Genomic DNA, 26370 nt, shown 5'->3' on the forward strand with positions numbered 1-26370 from the left:
TGAATCGTGTAGATGCGGTCAGACCGGCTGGTACTCGCCGACGGCGAGCTCCTGGCGTTCGGCGATAGGCGCTGCGCCATCGTGACCAAGGTGGGCCCAGACCGAATCGATGAGTGCCTGGGTGGACAGTCCGTACTTTTCGAACAGGTACGGCGCGGTGCGCGAGCCTTCCGCGAAGGTGTCCTGCATCCCGACCCGACGAAGGGGCCGAGCAAGACCAGCTTCGGCGATGACCTCAGCGACCGCGGAGCCCAGCCCACCGATGACCGAGTGGTTCTCTGCCGTGACAACGACACGCGCCTGCTCGACGGCCCGCCGGACAGTTGCGGAGTCGAGAGGCTTGACCACGGGGACGTGGACGATCTTCACCCCAACGCCGGCACCGGCCAGAGTACGGGCGGCGTCGAGGCTCGCCGCGAGCATCATCCCGTTCGTCACCAGAGCGACGTCGTCCCCGTCCGTCAAGATATGTGCCTTGTCAAGGCGCAACTCATGGTCAGTCTCGAAGATGATGGGGATCTCACCACGCTTGAGCCGCAGGTACACGGGCCCGGGGATGGTCGCGAGGTGGGGCACAACCTGCGCGATCTCCAGCGCGTCCGCAACGTCGATCACCGTGAAGTTCGGCAGGGCACGCATGATCGCGACGTCTTCGATGGCCTGGTGGCTCGGGCCGCCCGGACTCGAGATTCCGGGCATGAATCCGATGAGGCGCACAGGCAGATTCGGGTAGGCTACGGCGTTGACGATCTGGTCGTACGGGCGGCGAGTCGCGAACACGCCGAACGTGTGCACGAACGGCTGAAGGCCCTCGCGAGCCATGGCACCGGCCATGCTGATCATGTTCGCCTCGGCCATGCCGGCGTGGACGAATCGCTCCGGGAAACGTTCCTGGAACAGGTCGATCTCTGTCTGGCGGGTGAGGTCGCCCGAGAGGCAGATGACGTCATCGCGCTGCTCGGCGAGCGCGACGAGCGCTCGCCCGTACGGCTTGAGCTCGGTCGCGTAGGGCGGGTTATGCATCGGCGAGTTCCTCTCTGGCTGCAGCCGCCAGCTCCGGCGGCAGCTTGATGAAGTGCCCGTCGGCGTCCGGCGGTAGGACGTCGAGGCCGTGCACGGTCGAGGTACGGGCGATGATGATCGAGGGGCGCTCATCTTTCAGTGCGCTGTCGAAGGCCGCGTGCACGGCGGCCACGTCGTGACCGTCGATATCCATGGCATGCCACCCGAACGCGGTCCACTTGTCAGCGATGGGCTCGATGGTGGTGATGGAGTCGAGCGGACCATCCACCTGCGAGTTGTTCGCATCGAGGATCACGACGAGGCTGCCCAGCCGATGATGGGCGGCGAAGATGGCAGCCTCCCAGACTTGCCCCTCCTCGAGCTCGCCGTCGCTGATCAGGGCATACACGCGGCTTCCGGTGCGCGAGCGCAGGCGGTCGGCGTAAGCGAATCCAGCGGCGCCGGAGAGCCCCTGAGCCAGCGATCCACACGTCAGGTCTACGAGCGGGGTGCGTTCGGTGCCGATGGCTTCCAGGTCGGAGCCGTCCTGCCCGTAGCTGAGCAGCTGCTCTTCACTCAGCAGCCCGACCTCAGCCGCCGCAGCGTACGCGGCGATGATGTAGTGCCCGGGCGAGCAGATGAAGCGGTCCACCCCGGGACGCAGGTAACTACCGTAGAGAGCCGCGACGGTCTCGGCGCTCGAAAGCGCCTGCCCGAGGTAGCCGAATCCCTGTGGGGCGATCATGTCGACCGCGCGCCGGCGAATGCCCCGTGCCAGCGTGACCGTGTCTTTCACCGGTGTCGACGTCGTCGTCATAGCTGCTCCCATTCTTGTGGCCAGGTGGCTATGCCACTTGAGATTACGGGCAACTCAGGCGAGTGTCAATCCAGAAGCAGACCGCGCTGGTGAACATCGTCCGATCGGGCTGATAATTTGGTCAGGCCACGTCCCGGTGGAGTCGATGAGAGGAGATGCATGGCGCACCCGAAGCCGCTGCAGGCCTTCCCTGCGGTGCGTCCCGTCTCCGCCAGCCGCCTCGCGGATGAAGTCGTGGAGCAGATCCGGACGATCATCCTCAAGAACGACCTCCAGGAGGGGACGCGCCTGCCTTCCGAGCGGGATCTCGCCTCGCAGCTCGGCGCAAGCCGCCCTATCGTCGCGCAGGCACTCAGGATGCTCTCGATGATGGGGCTGATAGACATCCGCCCGGGATCCGGGGCGTACGTCATGCGCCGACCCGAGCACCTCATCGCACAGTCGATGCAGCTCATGATGGAGATCGACGGCGACTCCCTCGACCATCTCCTGGATCTGCGCCTCATGTTGGAGGACCGCGGCACCGCGCTCGCTACCACCAGTGCGACCGCGGACGACCTCGCAAAGGTGCGCCGCGCCCTGGAGCGGATGACCACCGCGGCGTCCGCGTCGAGTTGGGTTGCGGCTGATGCACTCTTTCACGCTGCGATTGTTCGCGCCAGCCAGAACCAGTACCTCGCCATGATGTTCGAGGCAGTCCACAGCACTGCGGTGAGCAACACTTACCGAACGTGGATCGAGTCCGGCGAGACTCCTGCCTGGCTTCTCGCCGCAGGAGACCGTCCGGACGAGGTGCACATCGCGATGCTCGAAGCGCTCGAGCGGCGAGACGCGGTGTCGATGCGTGAGCACGTGCTCTCGCACCACCACGCGATGCTGGCGCACCTCCGCGGCCGGTAGGCGCGGGACCCCTCAGCCGCCGAACATGTCCACGAAGGCGTCTGCCGCGCCGCTCAGATCCGCGCGGTACTGACGCATGTACAAGCCGACCAGCATCGGCTTGCCGCGGCGAGCTGCGGCGCCCCCAACCGTCACTTCTCGGGCCACCTCCGCTGCGCGGACGCGGAGCGCGCCCGCGTCGGACAGAATCTCATCGATGACGCCGAGGTCTTTCGCTTCAGCTGTTGTGAACGGGACTCCCGTCAAGGCGTTCCTGATCGCCGCTTTGGGGGGAACGCGCCTGCTTGCCGGAACCTGGGCGATCATCGGCCAGGTGCCAAGAGCAGCCTCAACCGTGCCGAGCGCGGCACCATCGACGGCGATGACGATGTCTGCGGCGCACGCGATCCCGAATCCGCCCGCGAGCGCGTCGCCGTTCACAGCGGCGATGACCGGGGCCTGCGCCTCTGCCAGGTTGCAGAAGAGGTCAATCGCGGCGTCGGCGAACTCTCGCGCAGTCCCGGTTGCTCGAAGTTTCGATGCATCCGCACCAGCACAGAACACCGCTCCTGCTCCGGTCAGCACCATAGCGGTGACGCCTTGAGTGTCCAGCTCGGCAACAGCATCCGCGAGTGCCCGGGTGAGCTCAGCATCAAGAAGGTTGCGTTCCCCCCGGTGCAGGGTGAGCCAGGCCACATCGCCATCACGCGCCACGGTCAGACTGTCAGCGGGCATGGGCAGCATCCTCGTCGATGAAGTAATCCAAAGCGAACCTGGATTCGCAGAGTCCGGGGAGCTCCGCAAGCAGAATCTGGTGCGCTGGATGCTCCCAGTAGTGGGTACGAAGAGTCTCCTCGCTCTCCAGGATTACTGTGCATACGTAGTGGCAACGACGCTCGAGACCCAGCGGGTTGAAATTCTGGCCCCAGCTAATGGAGATCAGCCCCCGGCATCCCCGGATCCCATGGGCGAAACGGTCCAGCGCCGCCTCCAGAGGCGGCCGGGGCAGGTCACCGGCATCCACAACCACGATGTGCTCGAGCACGCGGGGTCCCCTCCGATCTTTCATCGGTAGCCGGCTTTGGTTCGGAACTGGTCGATGGCTACCGCGACCAAGAGCAGCGCGCCGTTGGCGATGGTCTGATAGTACGAGGGCACCGACAACAGCGTCATACCGTTGTTGATAACGCTGATGATGAGTACGCCGATGAATGTCCGGGTGACCCGGCCCTCTCCGCCGGTGAGGCTGGCGCCGCCCAACAGGACGGCGGTGAGCACCTGCAGTTCGTAACCGACGCCCGCACCGGGTGTCGCGGAGCCGGCTTGACCGTTGAGGAGTACTCCGGCGAGTGCGGCGACCAGGCCGCTGGCGATGAGGACGCCCATCCGGATGCCCCCCACTCCGACGCCGGCGAGTCGCGCAGCACGCGGGTTGGCGCCGGTCGCGTAGACGTTGCGACCCCAGGGAGTGTACTTGGCGACCCACCATGTCGCGATGAACACCAGAATCATGACGATCACCGACACGGGGATCCCGACGATCCGCTCGAATCCGAGGTAGTCAGAGATCGGGTCGAGCACAGGAATGTCACGGCCGTTGGTGATCACGAACGCGAGCCCTCGGAACACCGACAGGGTGCCGATGGTCGCGATGATGGGGTTGATCCGCAGCACGGTTACCAGAATGCCGTTGAAGGCCCCCGCGAGCGCTCCGATTACCAGGGCGGCGGCAATGGCGAGCCCGGGCGGCCACTGCAGGTCGTAGGACAGCAGCGCCGCCGAGACCGACGTGAGCGCGACGATCGAGCCGATGGACAGATCGAGCGCTCCGCTGACCACGACGAGCGTCGCGACGGCGGACATCGTGCCGATTATGGAGGCGCTCAACAGCACGTTGGAGAGATTGCGAGCGCTGAAGAAGTATGGCGACGCGAGCGAGAACGCCACGACGAGGAGTAGCAGAACGAGCAGTAGTGCAGTGTCCTGCTGCCGCAGCAGGGCGGCTACGCCGAAGCGAGTGCGGGCGGCGATTGGCTCGACTCTTGTGGTGGAATGCATGGTCGAGGTCCTCTCAGAGCGCGGCTGCGGTCAGCAGCGCGGGCGTCGCCTGGCCTGCGGAGAACTCCGTGGCCACTCGGCCGGCGTGTACGACGTAGATGCGGTCACACAGGGCGATGGTCTCCTCCGGATCAGACGAGACGAGAAGCGACGGGGTGCCCGCTGCGGCCTGGCTGCGCAGCAGGCGGTGGATCTCGGTCTTCGCGCCCACGTCGACGCCGCGGGTGGGCTCACAGAGGAGCAGGAGTCGAACCGCGCCGGTTGCCGCCCACCGGGCAAGCACGACCTTCTGCTGGTTACCCCCGCTGAGAGAGCCGACCGGAGCTGAGAAGTCGCCGATCTTGATCCGGTACTCCTCAGCGAGGCTCACGGCGAGTGCACGCTGCCGTCTTCTGTCGACGAGGATGCCTCCGGCGCGGCGGGGCTGGAGCACGAGCATCAGGTTCTCCAGGACGCTCAGCTTCAGGGCGAGGCCTTCATTCTTTCGGTCGGCGGGCACAAGGCCGATGCCGCGGGCGATGGCATCACGTGGGCTGGCCGGTAACTTGCTCGCGCCGAGCAGATCGACCCGGTTCGCTGTCGCGGGGAGCATGCCGTACAGCGCCCCCGCGATGGCATCATGTCCGCTGCCGGGAAGACCGAACACTCCCACGATCTCTTCCTGGCCGACGTCGAGGTCCAGATGCTCCAAGTGCCCATCGGGCACGTTCAGGCTCCGCACCGACACGGCCACTTCGCCGGCCTCGCGCGATTGCGGGGCGACGAACGCGGTGACATCGACCCCCAGCATCGCCCTGACCACATCCGCCTTGGTCAGTTCGTTGGCCGCCGAAGAGAGCGCGACCTGGCCGTCGCGGAGCACCGTGACGTCATCACTGACCTGCATCACTTCGTCAAGCCGATGGCTGATGTAGAGAATCGCAACGCCCGAGGCCGCCAGTCCCCGAACTCGCTCCAGGAGCTGGTCGATCTCTTTGGGGGGAAGAGCCGCGGTGGGTTCGTCCAGGATGAGCACGGCTGGTTCGGCAGCCAAAGCCCGGGCGATCTCGATCACCTGTTGTTCCGCAACGGGCAGCACGTCGACTCGCCCCTCGGGTCCGATCGCACTGCCCAGTGTTCGCAGCACCCGCACGGTGTCGGCGGCCAGGCGGGCGAACGCCACCACCGGGCCCTTGCGCGGCAGTCGACCGAGGTAGATGTTCTCCGCGGTCGTCAGCGGACCTGCCAGCTCCAGCTCCTGGTGGACCGTGCGGATCCCCAGCCGCTGAGCCGCCTGCGGTCCGCCGAACTGCACGACCTCCCCGTCGACGGCGATCTCGCCACCATCGGGGCGGACAGTACCGGAGAGGACGTTCACCAACGTGGACTTTCCGGCACCGTTCTCTCCGAGCAGGGCATGTACGCGCCCCGGCGCGAGCGTGATGCTCACGCTCTTGAGCGCGCGCACGCCTCCGTAGCTCTTGGAGATTCCCGTCGCCCGCAGGCGAGCATCGTCGTGGGTAGTCATTCCGGATACAGCTGGCCGATGTTCGCAGCGGAGATGACCTCGATCTTCTCGGGATGCGTCACTTCGGGGACCTCTTCGCCCGCGGCGACCTTCTGAGCCAGATCGATGAGGACCGAGCCCCAAGACTCAGGGAACAGTCCGACCGTTCCTACCAGCGGAGTGCCGGCCTTACGTATCTCCGGGAAGATCGCCGCGTCACCCCCGGTGCTCATGACCAGGACGTCGTCGCGTCCGGACGCTTCGACCGCAGCGACCACGCCCAGGCCCACGGAATCCACGTGTGCCCAAATGATGACGGGCTCATCGGGGTGAGACGTAAGGAAATCCGCCGCGAGCTGGCGACCGACGGCGGCGTCGCTACGGCTGTCGACATCCGTGAACTCGATGTCGGGGTAGGTGTCGGAGATCGCAGCCTTCGCGCCTTCGCTGCGATCCAGCTGAATAGGCCCGCCCTGGGGGAGCGTGACGATCAGAGCCGCCGGGGTTTCGTCCTCTCCCCATTTCTCCTGAGCCGCCGCGGCCAATTGCGAGCCACCGATCTCGCCGACCTGGGTGTTGTCGATGGCGAAGAGCGGCGCGCCCTCGATCGGGTACTGAACGGCAATCACGGGAATGCTGGCGTCGGCCATCAACGATGCGACGCGCGAGTTGCTGTCGGCGTTGCCGTTGTATTCGATGAAGACGTCCGGGTCGGTGGTCGCGGCTTGGCGGGCATTGTCCACGGCGGTCGCCGCGTCGTTCTGGTTGTCCAGAACGCTGAGTTCGACACCGGCCGCGTCTGCTGCGGCCTGAAGCGACTTCGTCACTGTCGCGACGAAGCCGACACTCTCGCCAAAGCTGGCGTAGGTGACCTGCAGTGGCGCCGGTGAACCGGAGGTCTCTGTCAGGTTGCCCACTCCGCCACATCCGGCCAATGCGAGTGCGGCGGTTACAACGGCGAGCAGAGGCAGTGCGTGTGATGTGCGCTTCATAGCGTGGCTCCTCACCATTGAGTTCCATGTGGCCAGGTGGCCTAGCCACCTAACCATAGGCGATCTCGGATTTGCAGTCAAGTTTCGAGCAAGCAGCCTGCAAGACACTCCACGCGTGGTTGGCGAAGCCCGGGCGCACCCGCGAGCTCGCTGGGCGCAGGCGGAGCGGAGCAGATCGGTCACCGGCCGCTCGTTCCGCCCGGGGAGGGACCGCGGGCGGCAACCCGCGGGGGACGGCCTGGCGAGACCGCGCTGTCGTTAACCGCGCGGGGACCGACCACGGGTGAGGTCGCGGACCATTCCTAGATGTCCGCGGCGCGACCGTCTGCAAACACCTGACCTCAAGAGATCGTTCCCGCCAGTCAGATCGACCGTTTATCCGACGTCGTGGCGGGACCGCCAGTCCTCAGGCGAGTTCTCGCACCCCGAGGTCGGCGAGCAGGGCCGTCCGCAACCGGAGGAACTCCTCGCCTGCCTTCTGCCGCGGGTGCGGCAGGTCGATCGGAACATCCGCGACGAACTGCCCGGCATCCATCACCAGGACCCGATCGGCGAGAAGAATCGCCTCCTCAACGTCGTGGGTGACGAGCAAGACGCCCGGCCGGTGCGCGCGGTACAGCTCCAGCAGCAACGCATGCATGCGGATCTTGGTCAGCGCATCAAGAGCCCCGAAGGGTTCGTCCAAGACCATGAGTTCGGGTTCGCGGATGAGCGCTCGGGCCAGGGACGCCCGCTGGGCCTCTCCCCCGGAGAGTGTGAGGGGCCACACGTCGCTGCGGTGCTCCAGACCCACTTCCCGCAGGGTGGCCTCCGCGCGTTCGCGCAGATTGGCGCCGGTCAGACCCAATACGATGTTTCGCCACACCCTCTTCCACGGCAGGAGGCGCGGCTCCTGGAACCCGACGGCCAGACGGTCGGTGACATGCACCTCCCCCGTCGCGCCGTTGTCTAGCCCGGCCACGATCCTCAGGAGCGTGCTCTTGCCGGTCCCGGATCGTCCGAGCAGCGCGACGAACTCGCCCCGGCGGATGTCGAGATCGATGTCGTGGAGTACCTGGGTGGCCCCGAAGGAGCGGGACACGGTACGCAAGGCGACGACCAACGCCGCTGCGGACGAGGTGGTGTCGAGCGAGGTCATGTCGTCTCCAAACCCTGGCGCCAGGAGAGCGCACGCTTCTCTATCATTCGGACGATGAGGTCGGACAGGTACCCCGCAAGCGCATAGATGAGAATGCCGAGGACGATCACGTCGGTGCGCAGATACAGCCGCGCGTTGTTCATGAGGTAGCCGACACCTTCCGACGCGTTGACTTGCTCGCTGATGACGAGCACGAGCCAGGCGACACCCAGCGACATCCGCAGGCCCGTGAGGAAGCCGGGCAACGCGCCAGGCAGAACGATGTGCCGGATGCGGGCGATCGGCGAGAGGCGGACTATGACACCGACTTCGAAGAGCTTCCGATCCACGCCCCGGATGCCGGCGTAGGTATTGAGGTAGACCGGGAACACCACGGCCAGTGCGATCATCAGCACCTTCGACGGCTCACCGATCCCGAACCACAGGATGAAGAGCGGGACGAGCGCGAGGACGGGCACCGTCCGCATCATCTGCATGATCGGGTCGATGAGGGCGTCTCCGACCTTCCACAGTCCGGCGAGGATGGCGAGGGCCAGGCCTACCGAAACCCCCAGGATGAGAGCGACACCGATGCGCTGGAGAGATACCAAGAGGTGGGCCTGAAGCTCACCTGTGGAGAGCAACTCCAGCCCGGCGGTGAGGACCTCGAGCGGTGGCGGAAGCACCGTCGTGGGGATGAGAGCCGTCATGGACGCGAACTGCCAGACGACGAGCAGCGCGAGCGGACCGACGGCCCGCAGTGGTCGCGCGCGATGCCACCACCGCTGTCTTCTCGGCGATGTAGCGATCACCGTAGTCGATGGCGGGGATTGGGGCGGTACGGTTCTCCTCGTAGCTCCCATCACGTCGCTCACGGGTTCGCGGCCGGGACATCGAAGACGATGTCGGCGACGTCGAATGCCTTGGTGAGGGTGCCGATCGCATGCCAGGAGTCGATGGTTTCTTGCAGCGACGCGCGAGTCTCTTCATCGTATGGCTCATATACGGGCAACGTCTCGAGAAGGTAGTCGAGCTGTTCCTCGCTGAAGTCGTTCGCGGACTTCTGGATCGCGAAGAACTCATCAGGGCTCTCCAGGACCTTCTCCGCACCCGCGGTGTATCCCCTGAGGACCGCGGCAGTGACCTCGGGGTTCGCCTCGGCGAAATCTCGCCGCACGACCAGCACGGCGTAGTCGAGCTTCCCCTTTAGTTCGTCGTCGCCGGTGATCAGAATACGTGCCCCCATATTGCTGAGGGCGGCCGGGATGAACGTGTAGAAGGCCGCCCACGCGTCGATCGACCCCTGAGTGAAGGCACCCGCAGCATCGCCCGGCCCGAGGTAGACCTTCTCGACGGCATCCGCCGCCATGTCGTGGTTGGTGACGGCCTGATCGACGATGTACTCGCCGGCCGCACCCTTGGTCACGGCTACGGACCGGCCGGCGAGGTCCTCGACGCTTTGGATGTCGCTGTCGACCGGGACCACGATCGACGACAACTGTCCCGGGTCACGCTTGCTGACGCCGAGGAGCAGGTAGTCGCCGGACCCGGTGAGACCCGTCACGGCACCGGACGTGACGATCGTCGCGAAGTCCGCCGCCCCGCCGTTGAGCGCCTCGAGCGCAGGCTCGGTGTTTGGGAAGTACCCCGCGTCCTCGGCGGAACCGCCGACGGCCTCGACCGCGTCCGGTATGTCATCGAAGAGGAAGCCGACATTGGAGCCGGGGGTGCCGACCGTCACGATCCGTGCAGTGACACCCCCCTCATCGGCGGGAGCCGGCTGCCCCGCACAGGCGCTCAGGACGAGGGCCCCCATGGTCATGACGGCTAGGGCGGGAAGACGGAACAGGCGGTCGATAGGCACAGGGCCCCCTTCGGGCTGTACCTGGCCCACACACTCGGGCCAGGGCTGCTGATCACGTACTGACTCTCGGTAGTGCTCCTCGACGCTCAGGGTGAACGCGAGTCTCCCGTCTCTGCAAACGAATGTTCGTATACGACTCCGGGGCTTTCCCGGAACTATACAGCCCGACTGAACATTCGTAAACCCACATCACGCGATCTTCTCCATTGAGCCGTACACAGCCTCGCCGGCGACGAACGTCGCCCGCGAGCGCATACGGCGGAGCGCCCCAGGCGGGCAAGTGAGGGGATCATCTTCGAGCACGATCACATCGGCGGCCATGCCCTCACGGAGCACGCCCCGCGCGCACTCCTCTCCGGTGAGGTACGCGCCGCCGGTGGTCGCCGCGCGAAGCGCCTCCGCACGCGTCAACGCATTCTGCGCATCGACCACGCGTCCGGAGGCGCTTCGGCGTTCCGTGACCGACCAGACGGACTCCCACAGCGTGATCGGGACGTTGTCGCTGCCGAAAGCGAACGGCACCCCTGCCTCCTGCAGGGCGGGCAGGGGCAGAATGCTGCCCGCGTTCTCCTCGGACTCCAGCAGCTCATCACCCATCCGGTGTATGAAGTAGGGAGCGATCGTGGTGATCACCAGCCCCAGACGCGCGATGACGTCGATCTGCGCCGCAGACAGAACGGGAATGTGCCCAAGTACCCATCGCAGGGGCGCGACGGGGATCTCGCGGTCGATCTCCTCGATCAGCGGCAGGAGGCGGATGTCGATGCCCGCGACCCGTGTGCCCGCCGCGGCGGCCGCACGCAGCAGGCGTCGAGCCGCCGTCGGCGACAGCCGCGCGCCGGCGCTGAATCCAGCCCACCCCGTCTGACTGAGCGGTCGGGTCCGCGTGCCAGGATCATCCTCTCCCAGTTCGACGAATACCCCCTGCAGATCGAGACGGGAGTGCGCGCCGAGAAGTTCCGCCCGCCGGTCGGATACGAGGCTGCCGACGTCGTCCATGGCATCCGCCGTCCAGTCGGGGCTCCAGATCAGCGCCCCTCGCAACGCCTCGCCGCGTGCGCTCGCATGCGCATCGAGCACTTCGTCGGCAACACCGTGCCCCTCGAAGTACGCGGTCGTTCCGTACGAGGCATACGCGGACCATCCCGCGGCCACCGCCGCCGCTCGTTGGTCGCGGTCGAACCCCGGAGCCGCGGCGAGAAGGGTGTTCTCGACGATTGGATTCCGCGTCCGCTCGACGAAAACTCCCGTGAAATCGCCGCGCGTGTCCCGGACCAGGTCAACGAGCGGACTCGGTGAAACGAGGCGATCGGGGTCAACGCCCGCTGCGCGCAGGGCCGCTGAATTTGCCACCGAGACGAGATCGGCCGCCAGGTTCCAATGGCCCCAGATGGGCCGCACGTAGACGGGATTGCGCGGAGCGACACGGTCGAGGTCACTCAGGGTGGGCACGAGAGAGCCATCCCCGAGCCGCGCCTCGTCGTACGTCGGCGGGCGCCCGATCGGACGGGTGACGATCCACTCGCCTTCAGCGCGGGACGTGACGGCGTCCGCGATCACCGCCAGCACCTCCTCGCGCGAGGTGCAGTCCGCAAAGCTGGGCTGATCGGCACCGAGATCGAAGCGATCAAGGTGCGCGTGCGCGTCGGTGAGTCCGGGCATCACGACGCGGCCCCCGAGGTCCGTGGCGTCGCGTGGGGAAGTACCGGTGAAACCCAGGACGTCGCGGTCGCTGCCGACCGCGACGATCCGGTCGCCGCGCCACGCGATCGCGCGCGCCTCGGGCCGCCGATCGTCCATCGTCAGCACTCGTCCGCCGAGCAGCACGCGCGTCGGCAATTCCTTCTCGCGGCTAGCGTCGCGCGCGGGTTCAGTCATGTCGTCTCCTTCGTCGGCACGCAGCGTCGTTCGATCAGCGAACGGCGGGCAGCCGAAGGTCGTACGCCCGACAGGCTCCGACGACAACGCAAACGTGAAGTGACAGCAGACTAATGTCGAGCTGTGGCGTACAGCAAGCAGATCGACGGTCGACACCGCGCTGGATGCCATGACCACCTCCGCCGCGTCGCACATGCGTGCCAGCGCCAACCCAGCCTCGCCGGCCTCAGACATCAACGCCGCAGGCTACGCGCTCACCCGTGACATCACGCTCGGCAATCCACGCTTACGCGAATCGAGGCCCCCAGCCTCAAGAGGATCGAAGGCTCATATCGCCTGTTGTCATCGTCGACAGGGGGTTGTTCATACGATGGGCAGCACGAATCGTGCGTCGTCCTCGCGTCCCAGGAGGATCTTCCCGTACGCCTCGTATCCGCTGGCCGCGAGGGTGTGCCCGTGCCGGGCAGCGGTGGCCTGATCACGCCAGATCCGCTGCAACGGCGAGACCTCTGCGAACCCGCTCGAGCCGTGAGCCGTCACGAGTTCATTGATCACATTGGTGACCGTCTCCACCACCCACGCTGCCTTGGCACGCATCTCGATGCGCGTCGCATAGGGCGCGTAGGTGCCGTCCACGGTTGCGGCGTAGATCTCGTCGGCGACTTGCTGCGCGACCGACTCCGCAGCGCTCAGATTCACGCTGGCCTTCGCGATGACGGTCTGAAAGATCGCCGAGTCGGCCTGCTTCTCGTAGCCGGTGTAGGCGATCGCCTTGCCCTCCGCCTTCGAGATGACGAAATCGAGTGCCGCCCGCCCCATGCCCAGGTGGGGACCGACCAGCTTCATAAACAGCGAGGGAACGAAAACGGTCTGGTACGTGGCCTCGGAGTTGCTACCGAGGTAGCCTCCCTCGACAGCCGCCGTCAGGGGAAAGACCCGGTGCGCGGGCACGAAGACGTCCTGCGCGACCTGTGTGACGCTCGCCGTGGACTTCATCCCGGCGACAAACCAGTTGTCCTCATAGCTCAGCTCGGCAGTGGGAATCAGCGCCAAGCCCGCATCCACGATGTCCCCGGCCTCATTCTTGAGCGGGATACCCAGCAAGGACCACGTTGCATGCATGCTGCCGGTGCCGTACGCCCACCTACCCGTCACACGGTAGCCGCCGTCGACCAACACCGCCTCGGAAGTCGTCGCCAGCACGATCGAGATGAGCGCATCCACACCACCCTCGCCACCCCAGACATCAGCCTGAGCCCGGTCGTCCATCAAACTCACAACCCAGGCTCCCGAGTCCAGGATCCCATCCACCCAACCCAGGCTTCCATCGCCCCGGCCGATCGCGCGTGCAACAGCGTTCGCCTCCCGCGTGTTGGCAGCAAGACCACCAAACCTCTCAGGTACAGACACAGTGAACGCACCAGTAGCGACAACCGCCGCGAACACCTCCTCGTCGATGCGTCGCGCCTGATCACCGCCCTGACCACTCGCGATCAAACGCGGACGAATCGCATCGATACGGTCAATGATCGCCGAGATCTCCGGCCGGATACCAGCATCAACCATGTCAACCCACTTTCCATCGCAGCGCGATACAACTCCCCCACCAAACGGGGCTGAGTCGGCGTCTCTGGTCAATCTATACGTCCGCACGCGCGAGCTCGTCTCAGCATCGGCTCTATGTGCCGATAATGTTCCTGCCAGGGGCGCCGCGTCGACGACAGCCCGCGTGGTCCGCCCCGCCGGGCGGTCCTTATGACGCCGACGGCGACCGGGTCCAGGCAGCGCGGAACGGTGGGATCACGCGACCCAGACGGTCTTGATGTTGCAGAACTCTCGGATCCCCTCCATCGAGAGCTCGCGCCCGAAGCCCGAACGTTTGATTCCGCCAAACGGGAGTTCCGCGTAGGAGATGGTCATGCCGTTCACGAACACCGCGCCGGCCTCAATCTCGCGCTCGGCGCGAGCGATCTCCTCCGCGTCGTTGCTCCAGAACGCGGAGCCGAGGCCGAACGGGCTGTCGTTCGCGACGGTGAGCGCATGCTCGAGAGAGGACACCTTGTACAGCGAAGCAACCGGGCCGAAAGCCTCCTCCTCGTACAACCTCATGTCAGTGGTGATGTCGGCGATCACCGTCGGCTCGTAGAACCACCCGTCCTCACGATCTCCCCGACGTCCACCGGTGAGGATGGTCGCGCCCTTCTCCCGAGCGTCTTCGACGAGCACCTCGACGTCCTCGCGACCCGATTCGGTGGCGAGCGGCCCGATTTGCGTCGCGGGGTCGGCCGGGTTGCCGATCACGAGCGCTGCCATCCGCTCCGCAAACAGTCGCGCGAAATCGTCATAGACGTCCTCGTGCACGATGAACCTCTTCGCGTTGATGCAGGCCTGCCCGTTGTTGCTCGTGCGTGCGGTGACCGCGGTCGCCACCGCGGCATCCAGCTCCGCAGACGGCATCACGATGAAGGGGTCGGAGCCACCCAGTTCGAGCACCGCCTTCTTCAGCACGTCGCCCGCGGTCGCTCCCACAGCCCGCCCGGCACCTTCAGAGCCGGTCAATGTCACCGCCGCGATCCGAGGGTCGCGGATGACCGCTTCGACACGGCGCGAACCGATCAAGAGCGTCGAGAATGCGCCGTGCGGGAAGCCAGCCCGAGTGAAGAGCTCACCGATATAGACGGCCGACTGCGGCACATTGGAAGCGTGCTTGAGCACTCCGGCGTTTCCCGCCATGAGCGCCGGGGCGGCGAAGCGCACCACTTGCCAGATCGGATAGTTCCAGGGCATCACGGCGAGCACCACGCCAAGCGGTTCGAAGCGAGTGCGTGCCGCTGATGCCGACACCGCCTCGGGGTTGTCGAGTTCACGGCCGGCGAGGAACTTCTCCGCGTTGTCGGCGTAGAACCTCATCCCGTACGCCGACTTGCTGACTTCGGCGCGGGACTGGGCGATGGGCTTGCCCATCTCTGCCGTGATGACGGCGGCCAGTTCGTCGATCTCAGACTCGATGAGGTCTGCGGCGGCGCGCATGAGCCCTGCGCGACCGTCCCACCCTAGCTCGGCCAGCTGGGGTATCGCTGCCGCAGCCGCCGCAAGACGGCTCTCCACGAACTCTTCCGAGTCCTCTTCGAAGGCGGCGAGTTGTACACCTGTCGACGGGTCGATGCTGCGAATGGTGGTCATGGTGTCCTGTCCGGGTTCTGGGGAGCAATCAGATGAGAATGGTGAGCGGGTTCTCGATGCGACGCTGGAACGCGGCGAGCCACTGCGCCGCCACCGCGCCGTCGAGCACGCGATGATCCGCCGAAAGCGTGACCGTCATCACCTGTCCGACGGACAACTCGCCGTCATCTCCGACCACAGGCGTCGCACGGGCGGCCCCAACGGCCAGGATGCCGGACTGCGGCGGGTTGAGGATCGCCGAGAACTGCGTGGTGCCATACATGCCGAGGTTGGAGACGGAGAAGCTCCCGCCCTCCAGCTCGTGCTGCTTGAGCTTGCCCTCGCGAGCGCGACCGGCCATCTCCGACACCGTCGCACTGATCTCGCCGAGCGAGAGTCGTTCGACCCCGCGCAGCACCGGTGTGGTGAGCCCACCTTCCGTGGCAACGGCGACCGAGATGTCGACGGAGGAGAATCGCCGGATGCTGTCCCCATTCCAGACCGCGTTGGCGACCGGCAGATCCACGAGCGCGCCGGCGACCGCCTTCAGGACGAAGTCGTTCACCGAGATCTTGCGGGAGGCTGTCTCGTTCACGGTCCGACGCAACTCCAGGAGGGCGTCGACGCGACAGTCGGCCACCAGGTAGAAATGCGGGACGGTCGACTTGCTCTCCGTGAGCCGACGGGCGATCGCTTTGCGCATGCGGTCGAGCGGCACGTCCTCGAAGTGGGCGGACTGAATGACTGCCGCGGGAGGAGTTGGGGCCAAAGCTGCGGCGGGCGCATTCGGCGTCGGTGAGGCGCTCTCCTCCGCTGCGCGGGCGAGGTCGTGACTTGCGAGATGACGCTCCAGATCACGGCGAACGATGCGCCCCTGCGGCCCGGTCCCTGAGATGTCGACCAAAGCAACCCCGGCATCGGCCGCGAGACGGCGCACCAGCGGGCTCGCGAATAGCCGGCGCCCGCCGTCGACATCGACCGCCGGCGCACTGACCTCCGTGGCCCCTGCAGACAGGGAGGCTGCGCTCGTCGGCTCGGGTGTGACCGCGGTCGAGGCTGCGACGGGTGTCGAAGGAGCGGCCGTCGCGTCGCCAGTTGTCTGCACCCCGGCGGACGCGAGCGCCGGTCCGACAGCATCCGCACTCTCACCCTCACCGAGAAGCACGAGGATTGGTTCGCCGACCGACACGTTTGCGCCTTCGGCGACCAGCAGTCGGCCGATCGTGCCGGTGGCTTCGGCAGTGAGCTCGACGATCGCTTTGTCAGTCTCGATCTCCGCAAGCCCCTGGTCCACCGCCACCCTCGCGCCCTCGGCGACGAGCCAGGTCTGGATGGCAGCCTCGGTGGCTCCCGCGAGTACCTCCGGCATACGAATGACTTCGGCCATGATTCAGTCTCCGAATCCGGCGCGCACGGCCTCGAGGCCGGCCACCACTTCTTCTGTGCGAGCGATTGCCGCGCGCTCGAGGACCTTGGAGATGCTGGGAGAGGCCTCCTGCCCGGTGACGCGCGCGACCGGCTGGTCGAGCCAGTCGAAGTAGCGACGCTGGACCTCGTCAGCCAGCCACGCACCGTACGACGTGCCCTGGGCACCCTGCTCGACGATGAGGACCGCGTTGGTCTTCCTGATGCTCGCGCCGATCGTGTCCCAGTCGATGGAGGCTCGGTCCAACCAGCGCAGATCGATGAGATCCGCGTCGACTCCTGTCTGCTCGATCGCTTCTTTGGCGTGCCCGACCATCGACAAGTAGCTAATGACCGTCACCTCGGATCCGGTGCGCACCAGCGCCGCCTGGCCGGGCGGAATGATGTAGTCGAGGTCGCCGGTTGGCACCTCGTCGGCCTGACCGTACAGATCCACATGCTCGATCACGAGCACCGGATCCTCGAGCGCCAGGGCCGCGTTCATCAGACCCACGTAGTCCGTGGCGTTGGAGGCAGCGACGATGCGCCAGCCCGGGCTGCTCGCGAAGACTCCGGCTGGATCCATGAGGTGCTGCGAGCCGTACCCGGAGCCCATGGCGACCTTTGTGCGCAAGACGAGCGGGACGGGGTTGTCGCCGCCGAACATGTGTCGCGCCTTGCCGATCTGGTTGAAGACCTGGTCGGCGGCCACCCACATGAAGTCGGGGTACATGAACTCCACCACCGGACGGAATCGGCCGTCGAGCGCGAGCCCGCCGGCCAGCCCAGTGAAGGCGTTCTCGCTGATCGGGGTGCCCAGGATCCGGTCGTCGCCGTAACGCTTGGCCAGCCCTTTCGTGGCCCCGTTGGTACCGCCGTTGAGACGGTGCACGTCCTCCCCCATCACGACGATCCGCTCGTCGAGCTCCATGCGGCGGTCCATCACCTGGGCGACGGCATCGACGTACTTGAGGGCGCGGGTCTCGCCGACCTCGTCGAGAAGGGGAAGACCATTCAGTTCGCTGCCGTCGCCGCGGACGCCGACGTTGACGAAGCTGGTCTCGGGCCACAGTGCGGGCTTGATGCGGCGCTTGCCGACATTGTCCGGATCGGCTTCTACCAGTTCGCTCACCGCCTCCGTCATCGCTCGTTGCACACGCGCACGCAGCTCGGCGATCTGCGCGTCATCGATGAGCCCCCGTTCCTGCATTCGGGTGGCAACCAGTCCGAGGGGGTCACGGGCACGCCATGACGCTTCCTCGGCCTTGGTGCGATAACCGAAAGCACTGCCCGGGTAGGGCCCGTTCTGGTGGAAGAACCGGTAGACCTCTGCTTCGATGACCGTCGGCCCTTGGCCGGACCGCATCCTCTCCGCCGCTTCCTCGGTCGCGAGATACACGGCGAGTGGGTCCATGCCGTCCACGCGCCAGGACGGGATTCCGAAGCCCTGTCCTCGTACGGAGAACCGGGGGTCGGCGGTGATCTCGTCGGCCCGGGTCGAGACCGCGTAGAGATTGTTCTCAATGAAGAACGAGACCGGAAGCTTCCAGGCGGCAGCGAGGTTCATCGATTCGAGAACGGAACCGATCTGCGCGGCGCCATCGCCGAGGTAGTTGATCGTGAGGTCGGTGGTGCCGCTGTGTTTCTGCGCCCACGCATTGCCGGCGGCCATTGGGGCCCCGCCCCCGACGATCGCGTTGGTCCCGAGCGCGCCGGCTTCAAACCACTGCAGGTGCATCGATCCGCCGCGCCCGCGGCAATAACCCTGGGCGAGCCCCAGGATCTCGGCCAGAGTGCGCTGGAGCACTTCCTGAATGGTCGCGTCCACCGGAGCGTTCGGGTCTATGACGCCGCCCGAGACGTGCGTGAGAGCTTTGGCCAGAAACTGATGATGGCCCCGGTGAGAACCGTTGACACCGTCAGTGGACCGGAGCCCGACGATGGAGCCTACGGCGCCACCCTCCTGGCCGATGCTGGAATGGGCGGGGCCGTGGACCAGGCCCTCGCCGGCGAGTTCGAGCACGGTCTCCTCGAACGCGCGGATCAGATGCATCTGCGCAAGCATCGTGCCGAGCAGGGCGGGGTTGGCAGCATCCCAGTCCGCCTTCGTGGTGGACAGTTCGAACCAGTCCACACCTGTCTGCAGGCGCTTTTTCTTCGGCATCGTCGCCTCACTCCCTCTCACGGCCGGCGCTGTCCGGTCGTCTACAGATGCTAGACGAGGATTTTATCCAATACAAGCGGAACTCAGAGAACTGTCCTGGATTTCCTCGAGTTCACAACGGTTATCGGATACAATCTGGCAAGGGCACGGAGACATGGAGGTCGAATGAGCGCTCAGCGAGGAATCCCGGGCATCCGTGGCACGGATCACATTGGATTCACCGTTCCGAACTTGGAGGACGCGCATTCCTTCCTCGTGGGCATCCTCGGGTGCGAGGAGGTCTACCGTCTGGGCGCGAAGCGCTCCGACGGGGACGATTGGATGCACACACATCTAGGCGTGCACCCCCGAACGGTCGTCAGCGAGATCCGCTTCTACCGGCTGGGAAACGGCGCCAACTTCGAAGTCTTCCTTTACGAATCCGCAGATCGGCAGCGCACCCAACCTCGCAACAGCGACATCGGCGGTTACCACGTCGCCTTCTACGTCGACGATCTGGATGTCGCGGTACAGTATCTGCGCGACAACGACGTCGAGGTCATGGGTGACCCGACGGCCAGCAAGCAGTCCGCCAGCGGGCAGCGGTGGGTCTATTTCCGAAGCCCTTGGGGCCTGCAGTTCGAACTCGTCAGCTTCCCCGAGGGGAAGGCGTACGAGAGGGATGCCCCGCGTCTTCTTTGGCACCCCGCATACCCGGAGCGATGAAGCGAGCGCAAGACATGAACAGGGCAACCCACGGCGCAACGGGCGCGGCGATCGCAGCGAATCTTCGCGAGGAGATACTCGCCGGCACGTACGCGCCGGGCGAGCGGATCCGCCAGGACGAACTCGCCGACCGGCACGGCGCCAGTCGGCTGCCGGTACGGGATGCCTTGCGGATCCTGGAGGCCGAGGGTCTGGTCAGCCTGATCCCGAACACGGGCGCGTGGGTCTCACGCATCAGCATGGCCGAGTGCCAAGAGATGTACAGAATGCGTGAGCGATTGGAACCACTGCTGGTCGGCATGAACGTCCCCCTCCTGTCATCCGATGATGCCGAGGGGCTGGAACTCCTCGCGGGCGCGATGGAGAGTTCCACCGACGTGGAGGAGTTCCTCCGCCTCGATCGTGTTTTCCACCTGTCCTGCTTGCAAGCCGTGGAGACGAGTGTGCTGGGATCCACTGTCCTCAATCTGTGGAATCGCACCCAGCACTACCGGCGGGCAGCAACGCGACTGTTCTACCTCGAAGAGGACCGAAGCGTCCACCACGATCATCACCTCATCGTGAACGCCATCCGTCAAGGCGACGCTGACGAAGCGGAGCAGGTGCTGGCACGCCACATCCGCCGCAGCCGTCTGGAACTCGCGAGACATCCTGAGGTGTTCCGCTGAAAAGCAGGCAGTGCACGAGCGGGTCAGGAGACTGGGGTGTGGGGGCGAACAGTCTGTTGAGACTGTTGAGCGATGCTGGATAAATCAGACGACCCGACCGTGTCGAGCCGCTTCAGCACCTCGACGTGGGAAGGCGCACTAGGCGTCGGGGAGTTGCGTCCGTTCGCGGCAGACACGAGCTGATTGTTGCGTCGACCCACGACCAGCCACAGTCCGGTCGCCGGCTCTCGACCGTCGTTCGAGAACATGTGCGGCCGAGCCGAATCGAAGTGCAGAGAGTCTCCGGGCCCGATCACGTGCGTGTCGAACTCTACTCGGAGCGTGATCGCCCCGGACAGCATGTAGGCGTATTCGACGCCAACGTGGCGCATCAAGCGCCCTTCGAGAGAACTGGACGCGCCTGGCTGATACGTAACCAACATCACGTCGGCAGGGCCGTTCCCTCCCATGGCGAGACGCTCCCAGCGCACTCCGTTTTCCATCTCGATCACCGGATTCTCTCCGCGTCGCTGAAGATCTAGTTGCGGCGTGATCTGCGGGGCGGACGGACCACGCTCTGCCTCCAGACCCAGCAGGTCGTCGACCGAGATGGACATGAGGCTCGCTAGCGCATAGAGGGTGGTAACCGAAGGCTGGGTCTTGCCGGTCTCGACCTGAGAGATCAGACTTGCGGAGACTCCCAAAGACTGGGCGACACTGCGAAGACTCAGACCGCGGGACTGTCGCTCGTGCCGCAACCGGGCGCCGATCTCGTTCGCCGTCGACATATTTCAGCATCTCCGCGGGTGTCATCGCTTACCCGCCCCACAGTACCCCGATGCGGGCAACATTGTGCAGCTTGACTACACGCGATGCGGGCCGCGTCGCGCACGATCAGTTTCACGACCGCCGCGCCAGCTCGGCAGACGGGCGGTCGGATCTCGCCGCGCTCTTCCTCCGGCTGATGGCAGAATGGACTGATGCCTGATGCTCCGTTGCCAGAGACCGCTCTCGCCTTCCTCCGCAAGCCGAACCCGGCCGTCATGGCGACGGTCACGGCGAACGGTCGCCCCGTATCGGTAGCGACGTGGTACCTCGTCGAAGACGACGGACTCCTCATGCTGTGCATGAACGCAGACCGCGCCCGCCTCAAGCACCTTCAGAACAACGGCCACGTGTCGCTGACTGTGCTCGCAGCGGACGACTTCGGCACGCACATGTCTGTCCAAGGACACGTCGTGTCGATCAAGCCCGACGAGGGACTTGCCGACATTGATCGACTCTCTCGGCATTTCCTCGGCAAGGACTACCCTGCCAGGGAGAGCCCGCTCGTGACGGTCCACGTAGCGATCGATCGATGGTTCGGTTGGTCCGGAGGCCGTCCCCTTCAGTACTGACCACGGTCGACCGGCTGGTGCGTCAGCTCGGCATCTACGGCGTCATCCGCGGCATCCGCGTACGGACGACAGTGCCGGACCGAGGCGCGGTCAGAGCGCCGGAGCTGCTGGGCCGCGAGTTCACGCGCCGGCACCTAACCAACGCTTTGGCGGTCGGCTCAGAAAGACCCCAGCCGCCAGCGCATAGCTCCACGGGATGCGCTCCTGCTCGAGCCGAATGTTACCGCCGGCGCTCAGCGACTGGAGCGTCGCGCGCTCTCCGGGTGTGAGCAGCTCGAACACACCGACGTTCGGTTCTGGATCGAGCCCCCAGAGGTCGCGGTGGTCGAATAGGGTCTCGGCATCCATCAACGCCGAGGTCGCCTCCACTCCCCTGGCTCGAAGTCGGTTCAGACACATCGGTCAGCCCCCGGAAGGAGAGCGACGGATCGAGAACACGGATCCGCATGAGCGGCGACGGCTCGCGAAGACCCAGTCCGGATGCACCGGTTCCCGCGCGATGCAGCGCCTCAACGAGTCCTCGGCGTGACAAGCGAGGTCACGCGCGCGACTCCACATGCGGCGTGGCGGCCACTTCTGCTTGTTCAACAGAAAAGACCACGTTCGCCAGCCGTGATGCGTTGCGATCGGGGTTCGACACCGACGTGATCGCTCCAACGTACTGCTCGAGAGTCTGCAACAGCTTCTGAGGCGTCGCAAGAATCATGTGGAACCCGAACTCGCGGAAGACTTCCATCGCGTTGCGCGTGTGTCGGATGTCAGCCTTATCGAACGCTTCGTCGAGCACGATCGACCCGACCCGCGGCACGTCGTCCTCTTCCTCTGTGAGCTGATACCGCAGCGCCGCGGCGAGACAGAAGATCACGAGCTTCTGTCGTTGTCCGCCTGACAAGCCCTCGGCTGAGTCGTACACCCGCACAACGCGGCCCGTGACGTCCTTCTCCCGGGCAAGGAAACTCACGTGGAGCCTCGTGTCGAGCACGCGGTTCCGCCAGTCAATGTCGACGCGGTCCTTAGACCTAAGCCGCCCGATCACGCGCTGCAGCACGGCGAAGCGCTGCTCCGCACCGGCGGCCGACTGGTCGGCCCAGTTGCCTTCGACGATACGGCGCAGGTCGGTGAGGAACTCCTCGACCTGGTCTCATCTGCGAAAGGATCCTCCCCGTCAACGCATCCCTGGGGCGGTCCCCATTCGAGGGCGCAGATTGCTTCCTCGAGATCGAAGTGAAGACGAAGCGGACCCCGAACGTCGCGAAGGGTTCCCGACCGGCTCGTGAGCGCCCGAAGTTCGTCACGCCGAGCCTTGGTCACCGCCGCCGCGGAAGCCAGATCCACTTGGTCCCAGGTGAACGCGGACACGCGCGTGAAGACGTCGCGCCGGGTCACTGCATTCTGGCGAAGCGAGTCGGCCTCGGCATCCCGGCTGGCTGCCTCCTCCATTGCCGCCTTCGCTTCACGACGACGCTCAAGCAGCGCCTCGAGCCGCGCCTCGGTATCGCCGCCCAGCACCCACCGGGTGGCATCACCGACGTCGTGACGGTCATCCTTCTCGTACCGGCGTGAGTTGCGCTTGACGAGGCCGCCGATCGTGACACCGCGTTCGACGTCGTCGAGCTCGTCGGGGTGCGAAACGCAGGCGTAGTCGAACTCGGTAGCGATGCGCTTGCGAACGTACGATGCAAGGGGCCCGTCGCTCACCGCGAGGCGATGAACGAGCGAGCGGGCATCCTTGGGGCGACGCGGCTCGTCGACCGAGTGCGGGACGGCTTCGATCACGAGCCGGACACCGAGTGTCCGGGACTCGGTCGCACGACGGGCGACGACAATAAGTTCGTCGCGCACGAGGAGCGTCGACGAAAACGGCGCAATCACTCGCTCTGCCGCACCGCGCCAGGCGGAGTGCTGCTCGGCGACCGAGATCAGCTCGCCGGCGAAGGGGAACGTCGACACCGGCACGCCGACCGCATCCGCGAGGAATCGCCGCGCTCCCAGGAGCTTCTCATCGAGATTGCTCCGGTGATCCCTCCGCGATTGAATCTGCTTCGTGACCTCGTCCAGTGCCTTTCGCGACTGACTCGCAGCGTCACGCACGTCGTACGACACTGCGGGGACATCGCGCGCAGCCTCGGTGACGGCGGCAGCCAGCAGCTCTGCGAACTGGGCGGAGGCTTCGGGCATCGGTGCTCCGATGCGCGCCAGCTCGGCGGCAAGCTGAGCTCGATACTGCTCGACCACGCGTCGTCGACCCGGTGCAGGGCATCAGCCTGCTTGCGCAAGTCGACCACGTGCTTGTGCGCGGCATCGAGCTCGGTGAACTGCTCGACAGCGGTCTCGGCGCGTGAGAGGGTCCCCGGCTGATCGAGCATGAATCCCCGGAACAGCGCGTCAAGGGTCCCGAGGTTCTTGGCCGACTGCGTCTTGTGAAGAAGCAGCAGGGTCGCGTCTCCGCGGAAGCCGAACTGCCGGATGACACGTTCATGAAAGCGGCCGTGTCGTCCGCCGGTGGTGATCAGCGCATCGGGGAGCGCCTTCACCATGCTGCGGGCATCGATGCCACCTTCGACGTGCGGCTTCATGTCGAGGAGCTGCACATGACCGCGGGCGAAGATCCGCGCATCCTTTAGCGCTGTCGGCTCAGTGCGCGTGCCGAGCGCGTGGAACACCCGCAGCAGCACGACAGGTTCGTCGCGGAGGTTCTCATAGCGCAGCAGGATGCCGCTCCAGGTCGCCTTCGATCGAAGGTAGGTCGTCGTAGCCCGGTCGGCGGTCGCGTCCGCTTCCTTGCTCCATGCCCCACGCACATAACTCATCAGTGTCCGATCGCTCTGCCGGGAAGCGCCGTCCTGAGCCGCCGCGTTGAGACGCAACCACTTGTCAGGAGTAAGAACGGCAGCGATCGCGTCGAGCAGAGACGACTTCCCCGATCCGGATGCCCAGTGAACAGGTGACCGGCGCGCGCGACATCCACGGAGACGTGGCCCGCGAACGTCCCCCAGTTGACGAGTTCGATCTGGGCAAGGCGCCATTGGCCCGGCCTGGTCGGATCGATCTCCGGCTCGTCGCTGGGGAAGCTCAGCATCGTCATTCGCTCTGCCCCCCGCTGTCGTTCAGCGAGGCGTCGACTTTACCGTCGCCCTCGCGGGCGATCCGCCGGTACTCCGAGGTGATCGCGTGGATCCGGTCTGCGTCGACGAGGAGACGGAGCACCGGGGAATATCGGCTCGGTCATCGCCGACGGCGTGCAGCACGCGGAGCTTGTTCTGCATCTTGTTCCACGACGAGTTGACTCGGCTCGCGAAGTCCGGTGCGCGGCGACGATTGCCGCTCGCGCAACTCCGTCGGTGCCCTGCCACGCGCGCACCTCGGGTTCATCGTCCACGGTGCCCTGCTCGGCTGCGATCGATAGGAGGCCGACCACGCTGCCGACCCCCTGCGTCGCCGTGACTCGGTCACGCTGGTACGCGGCGCGGCACGGCTCTGGAGGAATCGAATGGCCGCGATCGCCGGCAGACGGCACCGGCTCCACCCCGAGCGACCGCATCTTCTCGTGGACACTGACCGGACCGTGATCCAGCTCGGACCGCTCCAACGAGGTACGGGAACCAGGTGTGATCGATCCGGCGATGGAGAAGCTCCTGCACGGCCTCGTCGATCTCGCCGCAGATCCGCGACACGGTCGACCTCGAGATGCCGGTGTCGTTGCCGAGGGCCCGGATCAGCTGGTCGACCTTCCGAGTGCTCACCCCGTCGATCCAGGCCTGGCAGATCACCGCGTAGAGCGCCTTGTCGACCCGACGGCGCGGGAAAGCAGCGACGGGAAGAACGACCCCTCCGGCAGCTTCGGGATCGCAAGATCCACCTCCCCGGCCGGGGTCGCGAGGGTCTTGGGGCGGGTCCCGTTGCGGCGTGTGGTGCGCTTCGGGGTCCGCTCGTGCGGGGCGGCACCGATCTTCACGGGCGCTTCCGCGTTGATCAGGTCCTGCAGGCCTGCCTGCAGCATCCGCCGGAACACGTCCGAGTGGGCGAGAACGGGATCGGCGAGGACTTCGCCGATCAGGGTCGTCAAGGCAGACTGATGGTGGGTCATCGTGAGATTCACTTCTTTGCTTCTTGGCGGAAACAACTGGGTATCCCACGATGGCCCTCATACGTCGACGACGACGAGCACCTCGCGGGAAGTGACACCACGCTATGGGACTCACCCTGCGAGTGCTGCGGAGAAGGCATTTGGATAGGAGCGAGGGAGCGTCTCGCGGAGAGAGCGAGAACGCGGGACGGGACATGGCTCGCGGTCAGCTGTGGAGATCGCGGTCGGGGAGGACGGTGGTGGGGCGGATGTGTTCGTACACGATCGAGGTGCGCACGTCGGCGACTTCGGGTTTCTCGGTGAGGCGGTCGATCACGAAAGCGTAGAGGTGGTTGTTGTCGGGCACTGCGATGTGGATGAGGAAGTCCTCGCTGCCGCTTGTTACGAACACGCCGAGCACTTCGGGCAAGCCTGCCGCCCATTCGCGGAAGCCCTCAATGTTCGCACGTGTCGGTGGGCGAACTCGTACCGCGACAAGAGCTTGGACAGGTCGGCCGATCTTCCCCAGATCGACCTCGAGACGTGCGCCGATGATCACGCCGCGCTCACGGAGCGATCGCATCCGGTCCAGAGAGGTGGTTGGGGCGACCCCCACTGCGGCGGCGATGTCGCGGTTGGTGCGCCGCGCATCGCGCTGGAGTTCCCGGAGGATCGCCGTATCAAGTTCGTCCAGGCCTGTCATGTAGCGATGATATCCGTATAAAGTACGGA

Annotated in this window: 25 protein-coding genes and 1 pseudogene; 5 read left to right on the top strand and 21 right to left on the bottom strand. The window is 65.8% G+C overall.

From position 1 onward, the window contains the following. Positions 1-18: 18 nt before the first annotated feature. Together MRBLWS13_RS09585 and MRBLWS13_RS09590 are read right to left on the bottom strand one after the other, a co-directional pair. Positions 19-1023 carry a transketolase C-terminal domain-containing protein gene (locus MRBLWS13_RS09585; protein ID WP_349428820.1) on the bottom strand — a complete coding sequence of 335 codons (1005 nt, stop codon included), beginning with the start codon at positions 1021-1023 and terminating at the stop codon, positions 19-21. Continuing rightward, on the bottom strand, positions 1016-1819 hold the full coding sequence (locus MRBLWS13_RS09590) for a 1-deoxy-D-xylulose-5-phosphate synthase N-terminal domain-containing protein (RefSeq protein ID WP_349428821.1): 804 nt from the start codon (positions 1817-1819) through the stop codon (positions 1016-1018). Before MRBLWS13_RS09590 ends, MRBLWS13_RS09585 begins: the two co-directional genes overlap by 8 nt. A 159-nt stretch (positions 1820-1978) precedes the next feature. Between MRBLWS13_RS09590 and MRBLWS13_RS09595 the strand changes: the two genes are divergently transcribed. After that, positions 1979-2719, top strand: a complete 741-nt coding sequence (locus MRBLWS13_RS09595; protein ID WP_349428822.1) for an FCD domain-containing protein — start codon at positions 1979-1981, stop codon at positions 2717-2719. A gap of 12 nt (positions 2720-2731) precedes the next feature. On the opposite strand, the gene MRBLWS13_RS09600 is transcribed toward MRBLWS13_RS09595, so the two are convergent. From MRBLWS13_RS09600 to MRBLWS13_RS09660, 13 genes are all read right to left on the bottom strand, one after another. Beyond that, complete coding sequence (locus MRBLWS13_RS09600; protein ID WP_349428823.1) at positions 2732-3433, bottom strand: enoyl-CoA hydratase/isomerase family protein; 702 nt, start codon at positions 3431-3433, stop codon at positions 2732-2734. Beyond that, positions 3423-3743, bottom strand: coding sequence for a Dabb family protein (locus tag MRBLWS13_RS09605; protein WP_349428824.1), 321 nt, complete (start codon positions 3741-3743; stop codon positions 3423-3425). Before MRBLWS13_RS09605 ends, MRBLWS13_RS09600 begins: the two co-directional genes overlap by 11 nt. A gap of 20 nt (positions 3744-3763) precedes the next feature. Further along, positions 3764-4756 carry an ABC transporter permease gene (locus MRBLWS13_RS09610; protein WP_349428825.1) on the bottom strand — a complete coding sequence of 331 codons (993 nt, stop codon included), beginning with the start codon at positions 4754-4756 and terminating at the stop codon, positions 3764-3766. Between the two features lie 13 nt (positions 4757-4769). Further along, positions 4770-6263, bottom strand: coding sequence for a sugar ABC transporter ATP-binding protein (locus tag MRBLWS13_RS09615; protein WP_349428826.1), 1494 nt, complete (start codon positions 6261-6263; stop codon positions 4770-4772). Continuing rightward, positions 6260-7234, bottom strand: a complete 975-nt coding sequence (locus MRBLWS13_RS09620) for a sugar ABC transporter substrate-binding protein (protein WP_349428827.1) — start codon at positions 7232-7234, stop codon at positions 6260-6262. The genes MRBLWS13_RS09615 and MRBLWS13_RS09620 overlap by 4 nt, the downstream gene beginning before the upstream one ends. A 406-nt stretch (positions 7235-7640) precedes the next feature. Further along, positions 7641-8372: an ABC transporter ATP-binding protein gene (locus MRBLWS13_RS09625; protein ID WP_349428828.1), complete on the bottom strand. Its 732-nt coding sequence runs from the start codon at positions 8370-8372 to the stop codon at positions 7641-7643. Then, positions 8369-9163 carry an ABC transporter permease gene (locus MRBLWS13_RS09630; protein WP_349428829.1) on the bottom strand — a complete coding sequence of 265 codons (795 nt, stop codon included), beginning with the start codon at positions 9161-9163 and terminating at the stop codon, positions 8369-8371. The genes MRBLWS13_RS09625 and MRBLWS13_RS09630 overlap by 4 nt, the downstream gene beginning before the upstream one ends. A 59-nt stretch (positions 9164-9222) precedes the next feature. After that, positions 9223-10215: an ABC transporter substrate-binding protein gene (locus MRBLWS13_RS09635; protein WP_349428830.1), complete on the bottom strand. Its 993-nt coding sequence runs from the start codon at positions 10213-10215 to the stop codon at positions 9223-9225. A gap of 189 nt (positions 10216-10404) precedes the next feature. Further along, positions 10405-12327 (bottom strand): amidohydrolase family protein, encoded by a 1923-nt coding sequence (locus MRBLWS13_RS09640; RefSeq protein ID WP_349428831.1) that lies wholly within the window; start codon positions 12325-12327, stop codon positions 10405-10407. Between the two features lie 129 nt (positions 12328-12456). Further along, positions 12457-13659, bottom strand: a complete 1203-nt coding sequence (locus tag MRBLWS13_RS09645) for an acyl-CoA dehydrogenase family protein (RefSeq protein ID WP_349428778.1) — start codon at positions 13657-13659, stop codon at positions 12457-12459. A 234-nt stretch (positions 13660-13893) separates the two neighbouring features. Next, entirely contained in the window at positions 13894-15276 is a 1383-nt protein-coding gene (locus MRBLWS13_RS09650) for an aldehyde dehydrogenase family protein (protein WP_349428832.1), read from the bottom strand. A gap of 28 nt (positions 15277-15304) precedes the next feature. Beyond that, positions 15305-16642 carry a 2-oxo acid dehydrogenase subunit E2 gene (locus MRBLWS13_RS09655; protein ID WP_349428833.1) on the bottom strand — a complete coding sequence of 446 codons (1338 nt, stop codon included), beginning with the start codon at positions 16640-16642 and terminating at the stop codon, positions 15305-15307. A 3-nt stretch (positions 16643-16645) separates the two neighbouring features. Continuing rightward, positions 16646-18823 (bottom strand): thiamine pyrophosphate-dependent enzyme, encoded by a 2178-nt coding sequence (locus tag MRBLWS13_RS09660; RefSeq protein ID WP_349428834.1) that lies wholly within the window; start codon positions 18821-18823, stop codon positions 16646-16648. Between the two features lie 165 nt (positions 18824-18988). Between MRBLWS13_RS09660 and MRBLWS13_RS09665 the strand changes: the two genes are divergently transcribed. Beyond that, positions 18989-19528, top strand: a complete 540-nt coding sequence (locus MRBLWS13_RS09665; RefSeq protein ID WP_349428835.1) for a VOC family protein — start codon at positions 18989-18991, stop codon at positions 19526-19528. A gap of 14 nt (positions 19529-19542) precedes the next feature. Then, positions 19543-20196: a GntR family transcriptional regulator gene (locus MRBLWS13_RS09670; RefSeq protein WP_349428836.1), complete on the top strand. Its 654-nt coding sequence runs from the start codon at positions 19543-19545 to the stop codon at positions 20194-20196. Between the two features lie 23 nt (positions 20197-20219). Here the strand turns inward: MRBLWS13_RS09670 and MRBLWS13_RS09675 are convergent, their stop codons facing one another. After that, positions 20220-20963, bottom strand: a complete 744-nt coding sequence (locus tag MRBLWS13_RS09675; protein WP_349428837.1) for a cupin domain-containing protein — start codon at positions 20961-20963, stop codon at positions 20220-20222. Between the two features lie 192 nt (positions 20964-21155). Here MRBLWS13_RS09675 and MRBLWS13_RS09680 point away from each other — a divergent pair, with 192 nt between their 5' ends. Continuing rightward, positions 21156-21572, top strand: coding sequence for a pyridoxamine 5'-phosphate oxidase family protein (locus MRBLWS13_RS09680; RefSeq protein WP_349428838.1), 417 nt, complete (start codon positions 21156-21158; stop codon positions 21570-21572). A 120-nt stretch (positions 21573-21692) separates the two neighbouring features. Here the strand turns inward: MRBLWS13_RS09680 and MRBLWS13_RS09685 are convergent, their stop codons facing one another. The 3 genes from MRBLWS13_RS09685 to MRBLWS13_RS09695 form a co-directional block, all read right to left on the bottom strand. Continuing rightward, the gene (locus MRBLWS13_RS09685) at positions 21693-21971 is read right to left on the bottom strand and encodes a Wadjet anti-phage system protein JetD domain-containing protein (protein ID WP_349428839.1); all 279 of its coding nucleotides are present in this window, start codon (positions 21969-21971) and stop codon (positions 21693-21695) included. A 139-nt stretch (positions 21972-22110) separates the two neighbouring features. Then, positions 22111-22620, bottom strand: coding sequence for an SbcC/MukB-like Walker B domain-containing protein (locus MRBLWS13_RS09690; RefSeq protein ID WP_349428840.1), 510 nt, complete (start codon positions 22618-22620; stop codon positions 22111-22113). Then, complete coding sequence (locus tag MRBLWS13_RS09695; protein WP_349428841.1) at positions 22605-23807, bottom strand: hypothetical protein; 1203 nt, start codon at positions 23805-23807, stop codon at positions 22605-22607. Before MRBLWS13_RS09695 ends, MRBLWS13_RS09690 begins: the two co-directional genes overlap by 16 nt. A gap of 185 nt (positions 23808-23992) precedes the next feature. On the opposite strand from MRBLWS13_RS09695, the gene MRBLWS13_RS09700 reads away from it, so the two are divergent. Further along, the gene (locus tag MRBLWS13_RS09700) at positions 23993-24196 is read left to right on the top strand and encodes a hypothetical protein (protein ID WP_349428842.1); all 204 of its coding nucleotides are present in this window, start codon (positions 23993-23995) and stop codon (positions 24194-24196) included. 966 nt (positions 24197-25162) lie between these two features. Here the strand turns inward: MRBLWS13_RS09700 and MRBLWS13_RS09705 are convergent. Further along, positions 25163-25659: pseudogene (locus MRBLWS13_RS09705) on the bottom strand (transposase); the annotation flags it as partial. Between the two features lie 205 nt (positions 25660-25864). After that, the gene (locus MRBLWS13_RS09710; RefSeq protein ID WP_349428843.1) at positions 25865-26341 is read right to left on the bottom strand and encodes an Lrp/AsnC family transcriptional regulator; all 477 of its coding nucleotides are present in this window, start codon (positions 26339-26341) and stop codon (positions 25865-25867) included. Positions 26342-26370: the final 29 nt, after the last annotated feature.

The organism is Microbacterium sp. LWS13-1.2, from assembly GCF_040144835.1.
Classification (GTDB): Bacteria; Actinomycetota; Actinomycetes; order Actinomycetales; family Microbacteriaceae; genus Microbacterium.

Coding starts and splice junctions, on each gene's coding strand:
- MRBLWS13_RS09590 (WP_349428821.1), bottom strand. CDS start 1,819: ATGACGACGACGTCGACACCGGTGAAAGACACGGTCACGCTGGCACGG.
- MRBLWS13_RS09645 (WP_349428778.1), bottom strand. CDS start 13,659: ATGGTTGATGCTGGTATCCGGCCGGAGATCTCGGCGATCATTGACCGT.
- MRBLWS13_RS09585 (WP_349428820.1), bottom strand. CDS start 1,023: ATGCATAACCCGCCCTACGCGACCGAGCTCAAGCCGTACGGGCGAGCG.
- MRBLWS13_RS09710 (WP_349428843.1), bottom strand. CDS start 26,341: ATGACAGGCCTGGACGAACTTGATACGGCGATCCTCCGGGAACTCCAG.
- MRBLWS13_RS09650 (WP_349428832.1), bottom strand. CDS start 15,276: ATGACCACCATTCGCAGCATCGACCCGTCGACAGGTGTACAACTCGCC.
- MRBLWS13_RS09640 (WP_349428831.1), bottom strand. CDS start 12,327: ATGTCTGAGGCCGGCGAGGCTGGGTTGGCGCTGGCACGCATGTGCGAC.
- MRBLWS13_RS09680 (WP_349428838.1), top strand. CDS start 21,156: ATGCCTGATGCTCCGTTGCCAGAGACCGCTCTCGCCTTCCTCCGCAAG.
- MRBLWS13_RS09655 (WP_349428833.1), bottom strand. CDS start 16,642: ATGGCCGAAGTCATTCGTATGCCGGAGGTACTCGCGGGAGCCACCGAG.
- MRBLWS13_RS09670 (WP_349428836.1), top strand. CDS start 19,543: ATGAACAGGGCAACCCACGGCGCAACGGGCGCGGCGATCGCAGCGAAT.
- MRBLWS13_RS09660 (WP_349428834.1), bottom strand. CDS start 18,823: ATGCCGAAGAAAAAGCGCCTGCAGACAGGTGTGGACTGGTTCGAACTG.
- MRBLWS13_RS09685 (WP_349428839.1), bottom strand. CDS start 21,971: ATGTGTCTGAACCGACTTCGAGCCAGGGGAGTGGAGGCGACCTCGGCG.
- MRBLWS13_RS09625 (WP_349428828.1), bottom strand. CDS start 8,372: ATGACCTCGCTCGACACCACCTCGTCCGCAGCGGCGTTGGTCGTCGCC.
- MRBLWS13_RS09600 (WP_349428823.1), bottom strand. CDS start 3,433: ATGCCCGCTGACAGTCTGACCGTGGCGCGTGATGGCGATGTGGCCTGG.
- MRBLWS13_RS09620 (WP_349428827.1), bottom strand. CDS start 7,234: ATGAAGCGCACATCACACGCACTGCCTCTGCTCGCCGTTGTAACCGCC.
- MRBLWS13_RS09665 (WP_349428835.1), top strand. CDS start 18,989: ATGAGCGCTCAGCGAGGAATCCCGGGCATCCGTGGCACGGATCACATT.
- MRBLWS13_RS09595 (WP_349428822.1), top strand. CDS start 1,979: ATGGCGCACCCGAAGCCGCTGCAGGCCTTCCCTGCGGTGCGTCCCGTC.
- MRBLWS13_RS09675 (WP_349428837.1), bottom strand. CDS start 20,963: ATGTCGACGGCGAACGAGATCGGCGCCCGGTTGCGGCACGAGCGACAG.
- MRBLWS13_RS09615 (WP_349428826.1), bottom strand. CDS start 6,263: ATGACTACCCACGACGATGCTCGCCTGCGGGCGACGGGAATCTCCAAG.
- MRBLWS13_RS09610 (WP_349428825.1), bottom strand. CDS start 4,756: ATGCATTCCACCACAAGAGTCGAGCCAATCGCCGCCCGCACTCGCTTC.